This window comes from Lentibacter algarum (assembly GCF_040580765.1).
GTDB lineage: Bacteria > Pseudomonadota > Alphaproteobacteria > Rhodobacterales > Rhodobacteraceae > Lentibacter > Lentibacter algarum.
Window position 1 is genome coordinate 1276420 of the sequence record NZ_CP158687.1, and the last position, 18366, is coordinate 1294785.

General features: G+C 56.1%; 20 protein-coding genes. 18 read left to right on the forward strand and 2 right to left on the reverse strand.

What is annotated here, in order from left to right; translation table 11 throughout:
- Nucleotides 1-7: 7 nt before the first annotated feature.
- The 14 genes from DSM117340_RS06185 (at nt 8) to DSM117340_RS06250 (ending at nt 11004) form a co-directional block, all read left to right on the forward strand.
- The gene (locus tag DSM117340_RS06185; protein WP_354689953.1) at nt 8-2554 is read left to right on the forward strand and encodes a phage tail protein; all 2547 of its coding nucleotides are present in this window, start codon (nt 8-10) and stop codon (nt 2552-2554) included.
- On the forward strand, nt 2554-3213 hold the full coding sequence (locus DSM117340_RS06190) for a tail fiber domain-containing protein (protein WP_354689954.1): 660 nt from the start codon (nt 2554-2556) through the stop codon (nt 3211-3213). Before DSM117340_RS06185 ends, DSM117340_RS06190 begins: the two co-directional genes overlap by 1 nt.
- Nucleotides 3210-3521 (forward strand): phage holin family protein, encoded by a 312-nt coding sequence (locus tag DSM117340_RS06195; protein WP_354689955.1) that lies wholly within the window; start codon nt 3210-3212, stop codon nt 3519-3521. Before DSM117340_RS06190 ends, DSM117340_RS06195 begins: the two co-directional genes overlap by 4 nt.
- Nucleotides 3522-3595: 74 nt before the next feature.
- On the forward strand, nt 3596-4528 hold the full coding sequence (locus DSM117340_RS06200) for a TIGR02594 family protein (protein WP_354689956.1): 933 nt from the start codon (nt 3596-3598) through the stop codon (nt 4526-4528).
- Nucleotides 4525-4782, forward strand: a complete 258-nt coding sequence (locus DSM117340_RS06205) for a hypothetical protein (protein ID WP_143037412.1) — start codon at nt 4525-4527, stop codon at nt 4780-4782. Before DSM117340_RS06200 ends, DSM117340_RS06205 begins: the two co-directional genes overlap by 4 nt.
- 10 nt (nt 4783-4792) lie before the next feature.
- A complete protein-coding gene (locus DSM117340_RS06210; protein ID WP_272867323.1) occupies nt 4793-4921 on the forward strand; it encodes a hypothetical protein in 129 nt (42 codons plus the stop codon).
- Complete coding sequence (locus DSM117340_RS06215; protein ID WP_089888663.1) at nt 4918-5271, forward strand: hypothetical protein; 354 nt, start codon at nt 4918-4920, stop codon at nt 5269-5271. Before DSM117340_RS06210 ends, DSM117340_RS06215 begins: the two co-directional genes overlap by 4 nt.
- The gene (locus DSM117340_RS06220; protein ID WP_089888665.1) at nt 5268-5474 is read left to right on the forward strand and encodes a hypothetical protein; all 207 of its coding nucleotides are present in this window, start codon (nt 5268-5270) and stop codon (nt 5472-5474) included. The genes DSM117340_RS06215 and DSM117340_RS06220 overlap by 4 nt, the downstream gene beginning before the upstream one ends.
- Complete coding sequence (locus DSM117340_RS06225; RefSeq protein ID WP_354689957.1) at nt 5474-6457, forward strand: head decoration protein; 984 nt, start codon at nt 5474-5476, stop codon at nt 6455-6457. The genes DSM117340_RS06220 and DSM117340_RS06225 overlap by 1 nt, the downstream gene beginning before the upstream one ends.
- A 2-nt stretch (nt 6458-6459) precedes the next feature.
- Nucleotides 6460-7164, forward strand: coding sequence for a tail fiber domain-containing protein (locus DSM117340_RS06230; RefSeq protein WP_354689958.1), 705 nt, complete (start codon nt 6460-6462; stop codon nt 7162-7164).
- Nucleotides 7161-8069 carry a hypothetical protein gene (locus DSM117340_RS06235; RefSeq protein WP_354689959.1) on the forward strand — a complete coding sequence of 303 codons (909 nt, stop codon included), beginning with the start codon at nt 7161-7163 and terminating at the stop codon, nt 8067-8069. Before DSM117340_RS06230 ends, DSM117340_RS06235 begins: the two co-directional genes overlap by 4 nt.
- Entirely contained in the window at nt 8069-8809 is a 741-nt protein-coding gene (locus tag DSM117340_RS06240; protein WP_354689960.1) for a hypothetical protein, read from the forward strand. The genes DSM117340_RS06235 and DSM117340_RS06240 overlap by 1 nt, the downstream gene beginning before the upstream one ends.
- Nucleotides 8810-9136: 327 nt before the next feature.
- Complete coding sequence (locus DSM117340_RS06245; RefSeq protein WP_089888672.1) at nt 9137-9769, forward strand: hypothetical protein; 633 nt, start codon at nt 9137-9139, stop codon at nt 9767-9769.
- Nucleotides 9769-11004, forward strand: a complete 1236-nt coding sequence (locus DSM117340_RS06250; protein WP_354689961.1) for a radical SAM protein — start codon at nt 9769-9771, stop codon at nt 11002-11004. The genes DSM117340_RS06245 and DSM117340_RS06250 overlap by 1 nt, the downstream gene beginning before the upstream one ends.
- A 367-nt stretch (nt 11005-11371) precedes the next feature.
- Here the strand turns inward: DSM117340_RS06250 and DSM117340_RS06255 are convergent, their stop codons facing one another.
- Both DSM117340_RS06255 and DSM117340_RS06260 read right to left on the reverse strand, forming a co-directional pair.
- Nucleotides 11372-11722 (reverse strand): hypothetical protein, encoded by a 351-nt coding sequence (locus DSM117340_RS06255; protein ID WP_354689962.1) that lies wholly within the window; start codon nt 11720-11722, stop codon nt 11372-11374.
- Nucleotides 11719-12327: a hypothetical protein gene (locus tag DSM117340_RS06260; protein WP_354689963.1), complete on the reverse strand. Its 609-nt coding sequence runs from the start codon at nt 12325-12327 to the stop codon at nt 11719-11721. Before DSM117340_RS06260 ends, DSM117340_RS06255 begins: the two co-directional genes overlap by 4 nt.
- Nucleotides 12328-12423: 96 nt before the next feature.
- Between DSM117340_RS06260 and flgB the strand changes: the two genes are divergently transcribed.
- The 4 genes from flgB to DSM117340_RS06280 are packed head-to-tail and all read left to right on the forward strand — an operon-like array spanning nt 12424 to nt 18359.
- A complete protein-coding gene (gene flgB / locus DSM117340_RS06265) occupies nt 12424-12810 on the forward strand; it encodes a flagellar basal body rod protein FlgB (RefSeq protein ID WP_354689964.1) in 387 nt (128 codons plus the stop codon).
- Nucleotides 12811-13227, forward strand: a complete 417-nt coding sequence (flgC, locus tag DSM117340_RS06270) for a flagellar basal body rod protein FlgC (RefSeq protein ID WP_354689965.1) — start codon at nt 12811-12813, stop codon at nt 13225-13227.
- 14 nt (nt 13228-13241) lie between these two features.
- Nucleotides 13242-13943, forward strand: coding sequence for a flagellar hook capping FlgD N-terminal domain-containing protein (locus DSM117340_RS06275; protein ID WP_354689966.1), 702 nt, complete (start codon nt 13242-13244; stop codon nt 13941-13943).
- 57 nt (nt 13944-14000) lie between these two features.
- Entirely contained in the window at nt 14001-18359 is a 4359-nt protein-coding gene (locus DSM117340_RS06280) for a flagellar hook-basal body complex protein (protein ID WP_354689967.1), read from the forward strand.
- Nucleotides 18360-18366: the final 7 nt, after the last annotated feature.

Below are 18366 nucleotides of genomic sequence, written 5' to 3' on the forward strand. Positions count from 1 at the left end.
CCAATCCATGCCCTTCATCGTGACAGCCGTCACCGCGATCGCGGGGGCGATCAGCGGCGTATTGGCTGCAGGCGGTATTGGCGCTGCGCTCTTGCGGATCGGCGGGACGCTACTGCTGTCCTATGCGGCGCAGGCACTGATGCCTAAGCCCCAGACCACGATGCAGCCGCGGACGGTGACGATCCGCGAGCCCGTGGTGCCGCGCGATCTTGTCTATGGTCGCACCCGCAAGGGCGGGGTCATCGTCTTCCTGCACTCCTCAGGACCCAGCAACACATACCTCGATCTGGTGATTGTGCTGGCCACGCACCGGGTCAAATCGATCGGGGCCATCTATTTCGAAGGCGAAATGGCGGTAAATGCCGCAGGGACCGCGCAGGGCCACTGGGCCGGCAAGGTCATCGTTGAGAAGAAACTGGGTGCCGCCAACCAGACGGCCTTTGCGGGCCTGAAATCCGCGCTGCCGGACAAGTGGACCGAGAACCATCGGCTTCGGGGCTGTGCCGCGATCCGGCTGCGGCTCACTTATGACCAGGATGCCTTCCCGAGCGGGATCCCGAACATCACGGTCGATCTCGAGGGCAAAGACGACATCTGGGACCCGCGGACGCAAACCGCAGGGTATTCGGAAAACCCAGCCCTTTGCCTTGCTGATTACATGGCCAATCCGACTTGGGGCATCGGCGCGCGCATCGGCCGGCCAGACGGGATCGACGAGATGTCCTTGGTCGAGGCTGCCAACATTTGCGACGAAACCGTCCCGCTTGCCGGCGGTGGGTCGGAGCCGCGCTATGCCTGCAATGGGGTGATTACGCTTTCCGAGGTCCCGAAGACCATTATCGAGGGGATGCTCTCGTCCTTCGCCGGCCGCTGCGCTTTCTCCGCTGGGTCTTGGCGCATCCACGCAGGCGCCTGGCGGGCCCCGGACGTGGCGCTGACTGCGGATCATATCCGTGAAGGTGGGCTGACCTTGGCCACGCGCGTGACCATGTCATCGAACTTCAACGGCGTGCGGGGGCAGTTCGTCAGCCCCGAGAACGATTGGCAGCCGGACGACTTCCCGGCCTATGCGAGCACTGTCTATGTGGCCGAAGACGGTGGTGAGCGGAAATGGCGGGATATCTCGCTGCCGTTCACGATCTCGGCCGCCATGGCGCAGCGGCTGGCGAAGATTGAGCTCGAGCGCGCGCGTCGGCAGATGACGGTACGGCTCTCGGGCAACCTCTCGGCCTGGGCAGCCACCGTCGGGGATGTGGTGACGCTCTCTTATGCCCGCTGGGGCTTTGCGGCGAAGCCTTTTGAAGTGCGTGGGGTCAGTCTTGATTTGAGGGCATCGGGCGATGGAGCGTTATTGCTGCCAGAGCTCGTTTTGCGCGAGACCTCGCCGCTCGTTTACGATTGGTCCGCCTCCGAGCAGCAGATTTATGCAGCCGCCCCACGCACGGCGCTTCCCAATGCCTATGACATCCCGGCACCCGGCGCGCCGCAGGTGACGGAAGACCTCTATGTCACACGGGACGGGGGCGGGCTGAAGGTACTGGCTAAGATCAGCTGGGAGGCGGCACCGTCTGGATTTGTCGCGGCCTATCAGCTGCAAGGCAAACTTGCTGGCGCGGCCGACTGGATCGATTATGGCCGCACCGACGGCGTGAGTTTGGACATCCGCGACATCGCGCCGGGGGCTTGGGCCTTCCGTGTCAAAGCAATCTCGGTCTTGGGCGTTTCCTCGCCTTGGCAGGAGACAGCGGTTGAAATTCTGGGGCTGACCGCCCCACCGGCGCAGCTTGAGAACGTGACATTGCAAACGGCGGGCGGGCTGGCGATCCTGAAATGGTCACGCTCGGTGGATCCGGATGTGCGGGTCGGCGGCAATATCGTGATCCGGCACTCAAAGGAAGCAACGGCAACCTGGGCCGACAGCTATTCGATGGACCGGGTATCGGGCGGTGAGGCCATCGCCGTCGTGCCTCTGAAACCCGGGACCTATCTGGTGCGGGCTGAAGACAGCGGCGGCCGTGCGGGCCCGGAAACCCGTGTTTCGACCAAGGGCGCGCAGGTGCTAGCCTTCTCGACCTTGGACTTCTTGCAAGCTGATCCTGGGTTTCTTGGCGTAAAAGCCGGGCTGCAGGTGACAGGATCAAACCTGACGCTCGCCACGGCGACGGCAAATGGCGTGACACAAGTGACGGCAATGGACGGCGAATACGCTTTCGCCGCCGGTCTCGATCTTGGGGCCGTGAAACGCGTGCGGCTCCGCTCGGAAATCGGCGTTGCCGCCCTGGCGCTTAATGACCGGATCGACGCTCGCACTGCCTTGATGGACACATGGGCCGACTTCGATGGCTCAGCAGGTGCAGAAATCGATGTGCTCTTCGAGATCCGCGAGACCGATGACGATCCGGCTGCATCGCCGAATTGGGGTCCCTGGGGCCGGCTCGACAACCACGAAATCGAAGCTCGCGCGGTGCAAGCGCGGGCGTATCTGACGACGAAGGACGCGTCCTATACGCCCATCGTCTCGCAACTGCGGCTTTATGCCGATGAGGTCGTTTGATGGCGCAGACATCCAACTTCGTGATAGCGAACGACGCAGGCGCGGCCGTTCGAGCGCGCATCAATGAGGTGATCGCCGCACTGCAATCGACGAGTGCCGGGTCCTCGGCACCAACAGCCACGGTTGCCGGTATGCTCTGGGTCGATACCTCGGTATCGCCGCCGGTGCTGCGCCGACGAAACGCCACCAACACAGGCTGGGATGCGCTGCTCGATGCGGCAGGCAATCTGGAGGGGCTGGGAAATACGGCAGTGGCGCGTACGAACCTTGGCCTCGGGACAATGGCCACGAAATCCGCCGCCGACTATGACGTGGCGATCGCGGCAAAAGCTGCGCTGTCCGGGGCAACCTTCACCGGCGTCGTCACCGCCCCGAACTTCGTCTCCTCGTCTGATGCCCAGTTGAAGGCGGAAGTCGAGACCATTGCGGACGCTCTTGCCTTGGTCAGCGCCTTGCGCGGTGTGCGCTTCACCATGGATGGCACGCGCCAAATCGGGGTGATTGCTCAGGAGGTTGAGGGGGTGCTGCCCGAGGTGGTGCGGGCGGATGCGCAAACCGGTCAGCTCTCAGTCGCTTATGGCAATATCACCGGTCTGTTGATTGAGGCTGTCAAAGAACTCACCGCTCGCGTGGCGGCATTAGAGGAGGCGCGCCTATGACTGAAGGTGGGTTTATTGAAATGATCAACTCGGTCTTTGGAGGCGCCGTCACCACACTGATCGGCGCCTTTACCGGCCGGCTGATGTGGCATTCGGGTGAAGTAAAACTCGGCAACCGCCGCTTTTTTGGCAAAGAACTCCTGTGGGAAATCCCCGTCGCCGTCGGCATGGCCCTGATCGGGGAGGCGGCGGCGCGTTACATCGGCCTGTCGCAGCCGGTCTCGACCGGGTTTGTGGCCACGCTTGCTTATCTGGGTCCGCGCGGGGCGGAAGCGCTGCTGGGGGCCTGGCTCTGCCGAAAGAAATAACCCGTCCACCACCAAAAGAAATCCTGCACGCCATCCCATCTGGGGAGGCGTTTTCCTTTGCATGGGAGACAACCATGACGCCATTCGACATCGCCCGCAGCTACATCGGCACGACCGAGGGACCGGGCCCCGCTGACAATCCCGTCATCATGGAGATGTATGCCTCGGTCGGCCACGACTGGGTGGAACATGATAGCGTCGCCTGGTGCGCGGCCTTCGTCGGACATTGCCTCGAGATGGCCGGGATCAAATCCACCCGCAAGCTGACGGCGCGCTCCTATCTCGACTGGGGCGTGCCCATTGACGTGACAGACGCCCAACAAGGCGACATCGGTGTGATCCCCCGCGGCTCCTCCAGCTGGCAGGGCCATGTGTTCTTTATCGATCGGATCGAGGGCGCTTGGGTCTGGGGCCTGGGCGGCAACCAAGACGACGCAGTCACTGTGAAACGCTTTCCGGTCTCGAAACTCCTCGGTGTGCGGCGCGCCGGGAATGTCGCACCTGCTGTGACGCTGTCGGTGAAGGCGGTTCAGCAGCGGTTGAAGGATCTGGGCTATCACGAAGTCGGCCAAGTCGACGGAAAAGTGGGGCCGCGCACCCGCGCTGCCATTTTGGCCTTCCGAAACGACAAAAGCCTGCCACTTTTGCCCATCATCGACGTGACGCTGACCGAGGCGCTGGAGAATGCCGCCCCTCGCGAAATCACACCTGAGAGGTCATCTGGTGCTCCGACGGAAAGCCGAATTGTAACGGCATCCAATGCGCAGATCGGTCTCGGTGTCATTGGCGCGGCGGGATCGATCGGCAGCCAGATCGCGCCGGCACTCGCGGAGGCCGAACAGGCCCGAGACATGGCCGGGCGCGTGTTCACCTTGATTGGGCTGGAAAGCGCGCTTTCCGATGCCTTGCCCTGGATTGGTGCGGCGGTGTTCATTGGCGTGGTGATCTATGCCCTACGCGCCAAGGCGGCCCGGATCGGCGACCACCGCTCGGGGAAAACGCCATGAGCCTCGTTCTAACCGCGCTGCTCTCCGGCCTTGGTCGACGCTTCGCTTATTGGGGCGCAATTGTTGCGGCCGTTGGTGTCGCAGTCTGGATCCTGCTCCGGCAGGGCAAGCACGCCGCAGAGGCCGACCTCGCCATTCGCCGCGCCGATGCCCGTGTCCGCGCGCTGCAAACGTCCAAGGACATCCGTCATGACCTTCAAAACACTGATCGTACCGATCTTGAGCGCCGGGCTAACCGCTGGATGCGCGATTGATCCGCGGAGTTTGCGCGACGATTGCGATTGGGCCGAGCCTATTCGTCCTTCTCGTGGTGATGTGCTGAGCGATGACACTCTGGCCCAGATCGTTGCCCATAACGAAGTCGGCGCGCGGCTCTGCGGGTGGCAGCCATGACCGTGGCCACTTTGAGCGAAGGTCCGGCGATCCTCGTTGGTTATGCTTGGCGGCTGCAGATTGAGGCAGAGGCACCGGTTTTTGTCGACGGCGCAAGCTATGCCGGCCATCTGCGCCTCAAACCCAGTGACCCGACGCTACTGGCAGAACTCTCAAGCGCTGATGGCGGGATAGAGCACATCACCGATACGGTGTTGGAACTGTCTCTTACACCTGCCCAAACCGCAGGTCTCACGCCCGGTCGCGTGGTGCTGGACTTGGTTCGCACGGATCTCGAGCCAGACCTACACTTGGGCTTTCTCATTGAAATCCCCGTGATGCTGCCGGTGACGCGAGGGCTGAGCCCATGAGTGAAGCGATCCGGCAAACAGGCCCGATCACTATCACCGCGCCGATCAAGGTGCGCGTTGTAAACGGGCCATTCCGTATTCGGCTTGGCGGCCAGCCAGGACCGCAGGGGGCGACAGGCCCACAAGGCGACAAGGGCGATCAAGGTGATCCGGGCATCACGATCCTGCCCACCGACGCCCCCATCAATGGAGGATTTTTCTGATGGCCAATACGATCCAGCTCAAACGCCGCGTCTCCGGCGTGGCGGGTGCGCCCGCAGCACTGAAATCAGGCGAGCTTGCTCACAACGAGGTCGACAACACGGTCTATGTCGGAAAGGGCGACGACGGCAGCGGCAATGCAACCTCCATCGTCCCCTTAGCAGGGAGTGGCGGCTTTCTGGCACTGGTGGGCACGCAGACAGTTGGTGGGGCCAAAACCTTCTCTCTCGTGCCAAAATCTGGACAAGATGCCAGCAGCGGGCCCGATCTTGTTCGCAAGTCGCAGGTCGACAGTCTGCTATCGGCGAAAGCGCCCTTGGCGTCACCCACCTTCACAGGATCGCCCACGGCGCCGACGGCGGTCGCGGGCACGAACTCCACGCAGATTGCGACGACAGCCTTCGTCAATGAGGCCATTGCCGGTTTTGGCGCCGGAGACATGGCAAAATCCACCTATGACACCGACAATGACGGCAAGGTGGATGCCGCAGAAGTTGCGGATGCCGCTCCTTGGGCCGGCATTACCGGCAAACCCTCGAGCTTTACGCCCTCCAGCCACAGCCATTCGATCGCGCAAGTCACGGGGCTCCAGACGGCGCTCGATGCAAAGGCGCCTCTTGCATCGCCTGCGCTGACAGGATCGCCGACCGCCCCCACTGCAACGACCGGCACAAACACGACGCAGATCGCGACCACAGCCTTTGTTGCCGCCGCAATTGGTGCGCTCATCGATGCCGCTCCCGGCGCCATGGACACGCTGAACGAATTGGCGGCAGCCCTGGGCGATGATCCGAACTTTGCGACCACGGTTACGAACGCGCTAGCGGGCAAGCTTTTCGCTGCCTCGAACCTGTCGGATGTTCCGAACAAGGCGACAGCGCGCTCGAACCTCGGGCTGGGGTCCCTTGCCACGCAAGCAGCCAACAATGTCGCGATCACCGGTGGGTCGATCACCGGGATCACACTTGATGGTGGGACCTTCTGATCATGGCCAATACACTTCTTCTTAAACGCACGACTGTCGCAGGCCGTGTGCCCAGTTCAGCGCAACTTGCTGCCGGTGAATTGGCGGTGAATGTGCCCGATGGCAAGCTTTACCTCAAGCGCGTCTCCGGTGCGGAGACCATAATTGAGCTTGGACAGACAGGGCCGGAGGGCCCAATGGGCCCAGCAGGACCCCAAGGCGCGAGCGGGCCCACAGGACCAAAGGGAGATACCGGGGCCACTGGGCCCCAAGGCCCCGCTGGGACAGATGGCTCTCCGGACACGGCGGCCCAGGTGCGCGCAAAGCTTATCACCGTCGATGGGGCTGGCTCAGGGATTGATGCCGACCTTTTAGATGGCAGCCACGCCAGCGCCTTTGCAAAACTCTCAGGCGCGACCTTTTCTGGCACGGTGACGGCGCCAAATTTTGTCTCATCCTCCGATGTGAGGCTCAAATCCAACATCGCACCCATTCCCCAGGCACTGGCCAAAGTGAAGGCGCTGACCGGGATTACGTTCACCATGGCGGGCAATGAGACCCCGCAGATGGGTCTTATTGCGCAGGACGTGCAGAGAGTTGCCCCAGAGGTGGTTGTCGAGGCTGATGGTGTTTTGCGCCTCGCTTATGGCAACCTCGTAGGCCTTCTTGTCGAGGCCATCAAGGACCTCGCCCAAGAGGTTGATCAGCTAAAAAGGACTGCGCTGTGATTGAGACGGGACTTCATGTCATCCACAATACGGGATCGCGGCTCCATTATGCCGTTGATGTCCAGGACACATATGCAGGGATTGCTGTCTTTGAGCCCTGTGAAGAGGGGTCTGTCATGGGCCTTGGGGACGACGCAGTTCTATGGGCAGATATCTTGGCCATGCTTGAAGAGCCGTTTGACATGGCGAACTCTGCGGGATTTGTCGATATGCGCGGCAATGGCCTCTTTGTCCCTGACATTCCAGGGTTAACGCATGGGGCTATATACCGTGGCAGGTCTTACGTGTTCCTTGATGGAATGATCGGCCACGATGAAATCACTGATTATGCTTTGATCGATATCATGACGAATGAGGCAGCCTATCCACTGCCTTGGCGCAATCGCTTTGCGCAATCGGCACGCGAGAAGGTGGATTATTCCTTTCGACATCGGGCGCGAACGCAGTGCTCCAACGCGCTTGTTATTTTTATGCCTATCGCGGGGGCTCTCACAACCGCCCGTGTCGAGCTTCTTTGTGATCAAGACCCCATCCTTTTAAACGGCACGACGATTACAGGCAGGATTGATGACGCGACAATTCCAAATGACGGGCAGTGGTTCAAACAGTTTTATTTCCACGTAAAGACACCGCTTGAGACTGTCACGGTTGCCGCCGGCGCGCGTGTTGACGTGCCAATAGCGCTGCGTTGGAACAAGGACGACATGCCATGCGCTCATGCGTTGAGGCTCAAACTCGAAAGTGATGCGGGATATCTGCCAAAGCGCCGGTTAATCACCGATGAAAACGGGTTGGGCAGTTTTACGATCGAGGCGCTAGGGTTGAACTCAGGGGATCATATTGCTGTTAAAATCAACACCGAGCATTACACGGCCATCGGTAAAATCATTTTGGAGGTTGTGTGATGGACCTTCAAACAACGACGGAAATCCAGCTGATTTATCCTGCTTTTGTTATGCACAAGCACTGGGAGATGCCAGAGGGCTTTAACGATCGCCTGCATGCGCTGGCCGCCGAGGACGCTGAAGCAAATCGCATCCAAGACGCGGGCGACGGGAGAAACGTTGGTGATCAAACCAATCACCTCGGGCATCTGCGCCATAACTTCCTGATGGATCGACGCGACCCCGTGATTGCAGTGCTGGCGCAGATGGTTGCAGCAGCGGTGCGAGAATATTTGCAGATTGCTTATGGTTATGATCACAAGGGCGAGATTGCCATGATGTCGGATACCTTCTGGCAGCGTCGCTCAAAGCGCGAACACATTGGGATTAACGCGCATACGCATATCCAGACCGATATTGTCTGCACCTATTATCCGCGCGTGGTATTGGACACTGATTGTCCTCAGACCTCGCTACATCGTGGGGCGGTGCGCTTTTACGATCCTGCAAATGTTGGCAAACGGCTTTGGCCTTGCAACAATCCAGGTACCTACGTGGGCGGCTGGTACGCCGTTGAGCCCAAAACCGGCTCGATGCTGGTCTTTGAAGGGCATGTGCCCCATGACAGCACCTATTTTGAGGGCGAGGAGCGGATGTGCATTCCGGTTCTTTGTGCGCTCGAGCTTCCCAATTCCCACTGCAAGGCAGGTCTAGCCGAGATTTTAGCCCATCAAGCGCAAGGAGACACAGATGGCTTATAAAGTTGGGTCAACCATCGTGATTAACGACAGCGGCTATGTGGATTGGTCACGGATTTCCAATAAGCCAGCGATTGGGGCTGGCGACATTACCTCCGTTGGGATCTCCAATGGGACGCCGGCAAGCGGTGTGAAATTTGTAAATAACCAATACACGCTCAACTCACTCTCTGTGTTTGCGGCCAATAGAAGTACAACGGGCAACTGTAATTGCACGGCAAATTGCTATGTTGAGAGCCTCTCGGGAGGAGGGACATCGGGTGCAGTCACAATTACTGCGAACCGGAAGTATTTTTACTGTAATTGCAACTGTAACTGTCGGTGCTGAGGATGGATGTTCGCAGCACGACGCTTGAGCTCTGGCCCGCAAGGATCAGCTTTTTTGAAACCCCGCCGGATTGGGAAGTGAACCGGCGCCTGGGAGATGAGGCCATTGCGCGGGCAGGGGGTGTGGATGAGAAGACACCCGGCAGCGCCGCAAAGCGGCGGGTTCGGGGTATTTTGGACGACAGCACCGAAGGCCAGGCGCTCAAAGCGCATCTCTTTGGCTGTGCACGCTTAGTTCTTGGAAACTGGTCGATATATCTCGATCCCAACCTTTGTGAAAACCGCGCCCTCGTGATTATGCCCGGCGGCTTTATCTCAACCCACAAAGATAGCCGTGAGGGGGATTTGACATGCGTGCATTTTTTAACCGGTAGCGGCGCAGGGCAGCCCATTAACAGTGTTGGGATGCCTCGCTTTGTGATTGAAGACCCATCGCGCTACTTTGATGAGGGGCGCTTGCCCTTCGAGAGCCGTCATGGCTTCTCAGTCAACCCAAGGCCAGGGCTGTCGGTGTTCTTTCCTTCCCATATTCCCCACAACCAGCATCCCTACACAGGGCGCAGGCCCCATGTGCAGGTCGTGGCGAACTTCCGCCTAAACCTGCCGACTGCAATCGAAGAAAGGCTTTTTGACTGATGTGGTTTGATTTAACCTTAGAGGCACGCGATGGCAGTCGCCATCATATGCGCTACAATTCGCACACCTCCGAATGTGAAGGCTTGCCGCTTCCGGTGGAGCCGGGGGTATTTGAGCCGGTTGAGCGCGTGTCAAAGTCTGCGCCGCTTGGAAAATCACGTGCGCCCCGCGTTCTCAAAATCCAACTTGGGCTATCGTGTAACTACGCCTGCAGCTACTGTAATCAAGCTGTCCAGATTGGTGATGCGACCGTTTCCAAATTAGCAGACGTTGCGCAGTTTCTGACCCAGCTTGATGGATGGATCGCACAAGCCCCGGAACAGATTGAGCTTTGGGGCGGTGAGCCTTTTCTCTACTGGGCGAAGATCAAACGGTTAATCCCCGCGCTCGCGGAGCGGTTTCCGGAGGTTGTGTTCTCGATCATCACGAATGGCTCGCTCCTCGACCGCGAAAAGCTCGACTTCATCGAACAATACGACATTGCCATCGGGATCAGCCATGACGGGCCGGGGCAACACTTGCGCGGACCTGATCCGCTAGATGATCCTCACAAGCGGCGCTGGATTGAAACCCTCTTGGCCGAGCGCTCGGAAAAGACCAGCTTTAACGCAGTGCTGACGCGAGAGTATCACGATCTGCGCGCCCTTAAGGCTTGGTTTACTGAGAAGGTCGGGCCGGATGTGTTTGTCGGGCTCGAAGGTGTTGTAAATGTCTATGACGCAGCGACCGCAATCGGGACAGGGCGGTTCGAGCCCGCGGAACTGAATAGCCTGACGCGGTCGATCTTCGAGGCGCTGGCGGAGGACCCGAATGCGTTTGGCCTAGGTGAGCGTGTCGACGAGTTCTATGCATCGATCCAGCGCCGCCGGCCCATCGAAGCCCTCGGTCAAAAATGCGGAATGGACAGCCCAGACGCCATCGCCGTCGATCTGCGCGGGAACGTCATGACCTGCCAGAACACCGGGGCAAAGGGGGCCCACAAGATTGGGCATGTTGCCGACTTTGAAGCGATCGCGCTTGATACCGCGACGCATTTTGCGTTTCGGGACGAGTGTATGGCCTGTCCCGTTGTCCAGCTCTGCAAGGGCTCCTGCATGTTCCTCGAAGGGGACTTCTTCAAGCAGAGCTGCGCCAACGAGTTTGCGTTTAATATGGGGATCTTGATGGCGGCTGTCTGGCATTTGACGGGGATGGTTGTGATTGGGGTGGAGGGCTCCGGCTCACCGTTCTCGTGATCGCGGCGAGCTGGTTGACTGGCTGCGCGACGCCGGGTTTTAAAGCGAACGGTGTGTAAGCGTATCCGCCGGTCGCGGAATACAGCAGGGAGTTTTAGGCACTTGCGGTCGAAGAATTGGCGTTACTTCAGGAAGAGTTAACCGTCATCAAGATAATGAGCGATTATGCTGTTTTGTGGCAGCAGGCATTTTCATGCAGTGGCTCTTTCCAGAGGTAACCTGCTTTCGTTGGAGCCCCCAGAAGTGACTCATCGCTTGACGATAGAGCGCGGCGTACCGACGAATTTAACTTGCAGGGATTTTTTGCCCGCGAAACCGCTTGTGTCTGTTAACCAGACCAGACGAATATCGACAAAGCAGGCCCGAGTTACATTGAGAAATTTGTTGTTTCGCATTTTGAGGTGCTTAGGTTGGCCATTTGCTGGACACTCACCAAACTGTTTTCAATATCAACTTCAAAGCGCAGTGTATCGGCTTCAGCTATGATGACGTTGTCTATTACGGAGGTGATGCGAAGTCTGCTGTTGCCGTTTGGTTGTGACAGTTGAACGTCAGACCCCAATGTCGCTTTGTTGATTATGAGTTCAAAGGGGCCAATCAGCGTATTTGAGCAAAGGAATGTTTTGTGCTCAAACCGTGTGAAGGCGCCACTCCCCAAAATTGTGACCAGCCCAGCAAACACCAGTGCGCCAATTGCTCCATATAACCATTTTATCATTTTTTATCCTGGTTATCTGAGTTGGCCTCGTCTTTAGACGGGGCCTTTTTGGTGTTTTGCTTGTCTTTGGCCGTGGCTTTTTTGGCCTCGCTTTCAGCCGCGTCTTCGGTGACGATCTCTGCTTTTTTGGCGTGCACCAGTTTCTGTGCATCCTCTGCATTTACTTTAACCACGAAGTCCTTAAAAAAACGCATACCGTTGACAACAGTTTCCTCTAATATTTTGACGGTCTCCCAAGCTTGATCTGCGGAGGCATTGGCCACATCTGTCGCGTCCGTTTGTTCTTGTGTGGGTGTCTTTGGCACAAAGTTGAGCTTTGAGCGCGCTGGCTCTAGCACCTCAAGACAATCTGCCACTTGTGGAACGTCATCAGAGGCAATGGTCAACAACCGCTGTCGAATAAGCCAGGTTTGCGCAGCCAATGAACCAAGCCGTGCGGTCTCATCTTTTTCCTTTGTCAAGTTCAGCCGTAGCGTTTCCAAGGCTTGATCAAGGCTTTCTGACTTTACCGATTTTAAAAACTTCAGCCTGAGACGCTTCATTTGTGCAGATAGAGCAGCGAGGCCTGAGACTGTTACTTTAGGTGATTGAGAATATTTTGACATTTTTTTGTCTCGTGTTGGTTGGTTTGGCATTCAACTTGCAAATATCGCTCCAAGATTAGTGATTTTAACAAGAAAATTAAAATAGGCGAGATACAAATGGACGGTATCAGACGGCATTTTGGAATTCATGACGATGCTCTTGCACTGCGCTCAAAGCGCAATAGCATATTGGCCTCGAACATTGCCAATGCGGCTACCCCACACTTCAAGGCGCGCGATGTTGACTTTGAGGCAACCCTAGCCAAAGCTATGCCTGACGGTCCACTCGCGACAACAAACTCGCGCCATGTCTCTCGCGGTTCAAACCTGAACGCGGATCGGTTGCAATATCGTGATCCAGTTAATCCATCTCTGGATGGGAACACCGTCGAGCTTGCTGTTGAGCAGATGCAATTTTCGGAAAACGTTGTGCGATATCAAACATCGCTCACCTTCCTGAACCGTAAGGTATCAGGGCTCTTGTCTGCGATTAAGGGGGAATAAATGTCAGGTATTGAAAACATTTTTGACGTCGCAAGCCGGGCGATGTCGTCGCAGATGACTAGGCTAAACACGGTTGCAAGCAACATTGCCAACGCCCGCAGCGTTGCTGGCAGTCGCGAAGAAGCCTATCAGGCGATCAAGCCTTTGTTTGAAACTGAATATGCCAACAAAGTAAGTGAAAACGGAATATCGACAGTTAATGTGCGGGGTATTGTGACTGCTGACCGTGAGCCAAACAAAGTCTATCAACCCGATCACCCCAAGGCGGATGAGGAAGGCTATGTGTGGGGCGCTGCCGTCAATATTGAAGAAGAAATGGTGGAGATGCTGGAAGCGTCGCGCCAATACCAAAACAATCTGGAAGTCGTGTCGACCTTGCGCTCATTAATGATGCGCACAGTCAACATGGGCCGCTAAGCAAAGGAAACACCATGTCAACTGTAGACTCAACGGGCGCAGCGGCGCAGCAAGCCATTTTCGACAAATTGGGTATCAACACCCAGAAGTCGGCGACAGAACGTGCAAGCGGTGACAAGCTTGGCCAAGATGATTTTTTGCAACTCATGACCGCCCAGTTGCAAAACCAAGATCCGTTCGCGCCAATGGAGAATGGGGACTTTATTGCACAGATGGCGCAGTTTTCGACAGTTTCTGGGATTGAAGAAATTAACACAAACCTTAAAACTCTTTCAGGTGAGATGCAACAAACGCGGATCGCGACCGCCTCCACTTTGCTGGGCCACTCGGTGCTTGTGCCAGGCGCGATCGCGCGGCCAGATGACAACGGTGAAATTCATGGTGTTTTCGAGCTACCCCAGGCAGCAAGCGCTTCTCGCGTATCCTTTAGCGATGCCTCAACTGGCGAGTTGCTTCACAGTGAAGATCTAGGGCCACAAGGCACAGGCCTGGCTGGGTTTAGCTGGACAAATATCCCGACTGAATTGCGAGAGGGTAATAGAAAAATCAAAGTCGATATTGCAGCCAATACTGGCAAAGGCATGGAGACAATGGGCCCCTCAATTTATGCACGGGTGCTTTCAGCTTCGTCTATTGGCGATGTTTCTGACAGCCCAATGCTAGATGTCGAAGATTATGGCACGATTGATGCAGGCTCGGTGAGCCGCATCCGCTAAGGCGCAAATTACTTGAGGGCTGAGTTATGCCCAAAACACGATAGGAGAGGGTAACATATGTCATTTTACACAGCATTGACTGGCCTTAACGGCGCGCAGGCCGATATTTCGGCAACATCCAACAACATTGCCAACGTTGGGACAACGGGTTTTAAGAGAAGTCGCGCTGAATTTGGCGATATCTTCGCAACCTCACCTTTGCAGAATGCCTCCTCTTCAATCGGTTCGGGCACGATCCTCAAAGGGATCAAGCAACAGTTCACGCAGGGCAACATTGCCTCCTCGCTCAACGCGCTTGACCTTGCCATTTCGGGGCAGGGCTTTTTTGCTTTGAAGCCCTCTCTCACCTCTACTCAAACGGTCTACACTCGCAACGGCTCGTTTAACGTGGATAACGATCGGTATGTTGTCGACAGTGCGGGCCAGTATCTGATGACATATCCTGTCAACCTTGACGGCTCGGTTACAGCGAAAGACCTCGACAGTGCCGTGCCTTTGCAGCTTCCTGTCACCTCGGGCGAGCCAAAAGCCACAGGCAAAATCGACTTGGGCGTGAACGTACCCGCCGATGCGCCTGTCGTGACCGACCTTGAGCAATTTGCTGATGGCTACCAGTTTGATCCGAGTGATGCGAACAGCTACACAAACTCGACTTCGATCACCATCTTCGATGATTTGGGAAATCCGACAATTGCCACGATTTACTTCATCAAGACACAAAACGCTTCTGCCGAAGACCCTACAAACAAATACGACACACGTTTGGTCATCAATGATACGATCATTGACCCTGACCTTGTGAGCGCTGTTGATGACACGGGAAAGCAGCTTTTTATTGACCGCTTTGGCGCACAGACGACCGCGGTTCCTGATGACAACTACTTCCTCGAGGGGAAGGGTGCGCCGCTCTATAAAATGGATGACTTGAACCAACAGGTCAAGTCTCAACCCGCGACGCTCCAGGGTGAGCAGAGTAGCTTTGACTTTGGTGAAGAAGGCGACAAACTTGTCGAGATTGTAACAGACCCCTTATTGTTTAAAGCGACGCGAGAAGCGGGTAATGCGGATAGTGACATTTACTGGGGCAAAGACTTTTTGACTGTCAACGTAGACGACGGCGATGCGCCTGTTTCGATTAACCTGCGTCCCGGGAAATACAATGCCGAGCAACTCGCCTCCGAAGTGGAGCGGGCGATTAACGAGGCCTATGGCGACGATAAGAAGATCCAGATTTTCCAGAACGTTGATGATAAACTGACAATTGATCTCTTTAAGTTATCAGCCGATGGTACACTGCAAGGGTTGGGCGACAACAAAATCGAAATCGATTTGCTCCAAGACAGCTCTGTTTCAACGTTAATGGGTATGGATGTTGAGGGTGCTTCTCCTGATTTTACGCGCGAGGAGTTCTTGGCTCACACCCAAGCTCGCCTTGTTGATGAGCTGAACGACTATATCTATGACCCCGATGGCTCCCTCGGCACCGGGGCTGCAACGCTTGGTGTTGAAGGCCGCCTTTTTGTGCGCAGCATTGGTGCGGCTATGGATGGCCCCTATGACCAGCCAGAGGTTATCACAATAACGCATACACAAGACACGGACGCTGGCGATACCGTGTCCCAGGATCGTTATTTGGCCCACTCCTATTATGGGAAGCGCCCCAGCTTGTCAGTCTATGATCAAAAAGCAGAGCTGTTGGAAGTTGATGCGGACGGAGCTATCCATGCGGATGGCAATGCTGTTGTCTATGATAACACCCAGAACACTCTGACGGTATATGTGCCAAATGATTTTGGAACGCCGACGTCGTCCTCAATTCGTCTTGTGGGGGCTTCGACAGATGCTGATTTCCAAAACCATCTCAATGGTCGTGAGCTTCGTATATTTGAAAATGTAGCGACTGATAACTATCGGATGCTGCGCATTGACACCAGCGGGCTCAATCTTCCTGAAGCCGGGTTCAATTTGGACAGCGACAATATTTCTATCCTCTATGAGCCTTCACAGGATCTGGAAGCCTTTTTTGAAGGGGCAACTTCCACAATTGCAGGCGGTTTTGAAACGTTTAATTCAAAGCGGATTGTGGTGCGCGAAACGGGTGAAGCCGCGATGCGTGCATCAGACGAAAAATCGCTGAATGAAGCCATTATATTCGGGAGCACTTTGATCGACACGACGGGTGTGTCGCTTGCCAAGCTGGGGCTGCCCGCCTCAGGCACGCCTGTTGTGGCCACTGAGACTGTCGCTTCAAATGCCGCAGCTGTGGTCGCAACTGAGACGACAGCCGCAGACTCTACGACTGCGGAGGTGCATACGCTTGCTCTCGGGCTTACGGCGTTTGACAAGCGGCTGACCACCATCAACATTGGCAGTGACAGCATCACAGCGGATCTGCGCAAGCTTGACCATGCGGATATGGCTGCGGTTGTAACAACGCTGAATGCGCTGCCTGCCGCGACCGCCGCAGGGGTCACCTTTTCCACCACGGGGTCTGACTTGGTTGTGACTGCAAATGCCGTTAACACGGATTTGGGTGTGGTAAGTGTTGCGACTGCGGAGACGCATACCTTGTCTTTGGGCTTGGCGGCCTTCAGCGAAAAATTCAACAACATCAGCATTGGCGACAAAACAATCAGTGCTGATTTTCGAGCGCTTGATCATGATGACATGGCGGCGGTTGTGGCAACGCTTAACGGCTTGCCTGCAACGGCAATTGCAGGTGTTACGTTTTCAACAACAGGCTCTGATCTTATTGTGACGGCGAATGCGCTGGCGGATGATCTTGGTGCTGTCAGCGTGGCGACTATTTCCAATGGCGCCAGCAGCAAGGTGGCTTGGGTTGATGAAAATAACCCGCCGATCAAAATTGCCTATGACGAAACAAATCAGCGTCTGCAATTTAATGTTGATCGCACGGTTTTGGGCACTGGCACAGGCAGTAACTTCAACGCCTTCACCGTTTATGGCGCGTCTGATGCCGACAGCACCAACGGCCTTGGCATTCCTGCGGGTGGCAACGCTGAGCAAGTGCTTATTCGTGGCGGCGAAATTCTATCCACTGAGCCTTTCATTGCGGATGGTGAGGAAGTGCAACTCAACGACAAGCGGTATGGCGTTTCGGTGAGCTACAATGGCGACACCAAATCTTTCACCGTGGCGAGCGGCACGACAGGCGAAAACATTGACGCAAACGGCGCTCTCGGAGTGGCAACTGATCAGAAAGCGTCAAACATTCAGATTGGTCGACGCATTATTTCGACCAGTGGTGATGGCAGCACAGATTTGAGCGAAAGCATTGATCTGGACAGCCGTATTATTGGCGGTGGCGAAAACGCACTCTTTGGCTTTGGCGCGTCCAAGCAGGACTTCAGCTTCCAAGAGGGGCGTGGCCTCGCTGCGAAACCTGCAGTTGCAACAGGTCGTGCGGCACAGGGCGACTTGACGGAGGTGTTCCGGTTGACGTCCAACAATGGCGAAAACCGCTTCAACGTCTCGGTCAACGGCATCGCGGGTATCATTGATATCCCACCAGGCAACTACGTTGGCACGACTCTGGCGACGGCACTTGAAGAGCGGATCAACCAAATTTCTGATCCTGTCACGGGCCAAACAGTTGGTGGCGTTACAGTCCGTTACTCAACTGTCGACAACGGTTTTGTGTTCCAAACGGGCACAACAGGCGATGGCTCTACGATTAAGGTAAAGGGAGCCGCGCGCTTGGGCCTAGATGAGGTTCCTTTGGGCGTTGGGTCCGTGCCAAGAATCTTTAATTTGGTCCAAGCCACCAATGCCGATGGCATCGCGCTTTACGTGGACCCTGAAGGCAATGTTGTGACAACGCCGCCGGCAGAAATGGTGGATGGTTATTTCCCGCTTTACATTGATGAGGGAGAGCTGACCTTTGATAAAACAGGTAAGCTTGTCAGCCCGAAAAACAATGTGCGCTATGAACAGCAGGCTGAAGGCTTCTCGATTTCATTGGATATTGATTACTCAACATCCAGTCAGTTTGCCCAGCCATTCTCTGTTCTATCCGTCGAGCAAGACGGTTTCACATCGGGTCGTTTGGATGGTTTGGAAATCGACAGCTCGGGAACCATTCGTGCGAACTATACCAACGGGCAAAACAACCCGCTTGGTAAAATTGTTGTGGCAAACTTCAACAACCAAAATGGTTTGAAGCAAATTGGGAATGCAACATATGTTGAAACGGCTGTTTCTGGAACGCCACAAGTGGGTGAAGCTGGGGCCGAAGGATTTGGCAACATCTTGTCAGGCTCGCTTGAGCGATCAAACGTTGATATTACCGAAGAACTAGTGAACTTGATTACTGCGCAACGGAACTATCAAGCCTCTGCCAAAGCAATTGAGACAACCACGAGCCTTACTCAAACGATCATCAATATTCGTATGTAATGTCAAT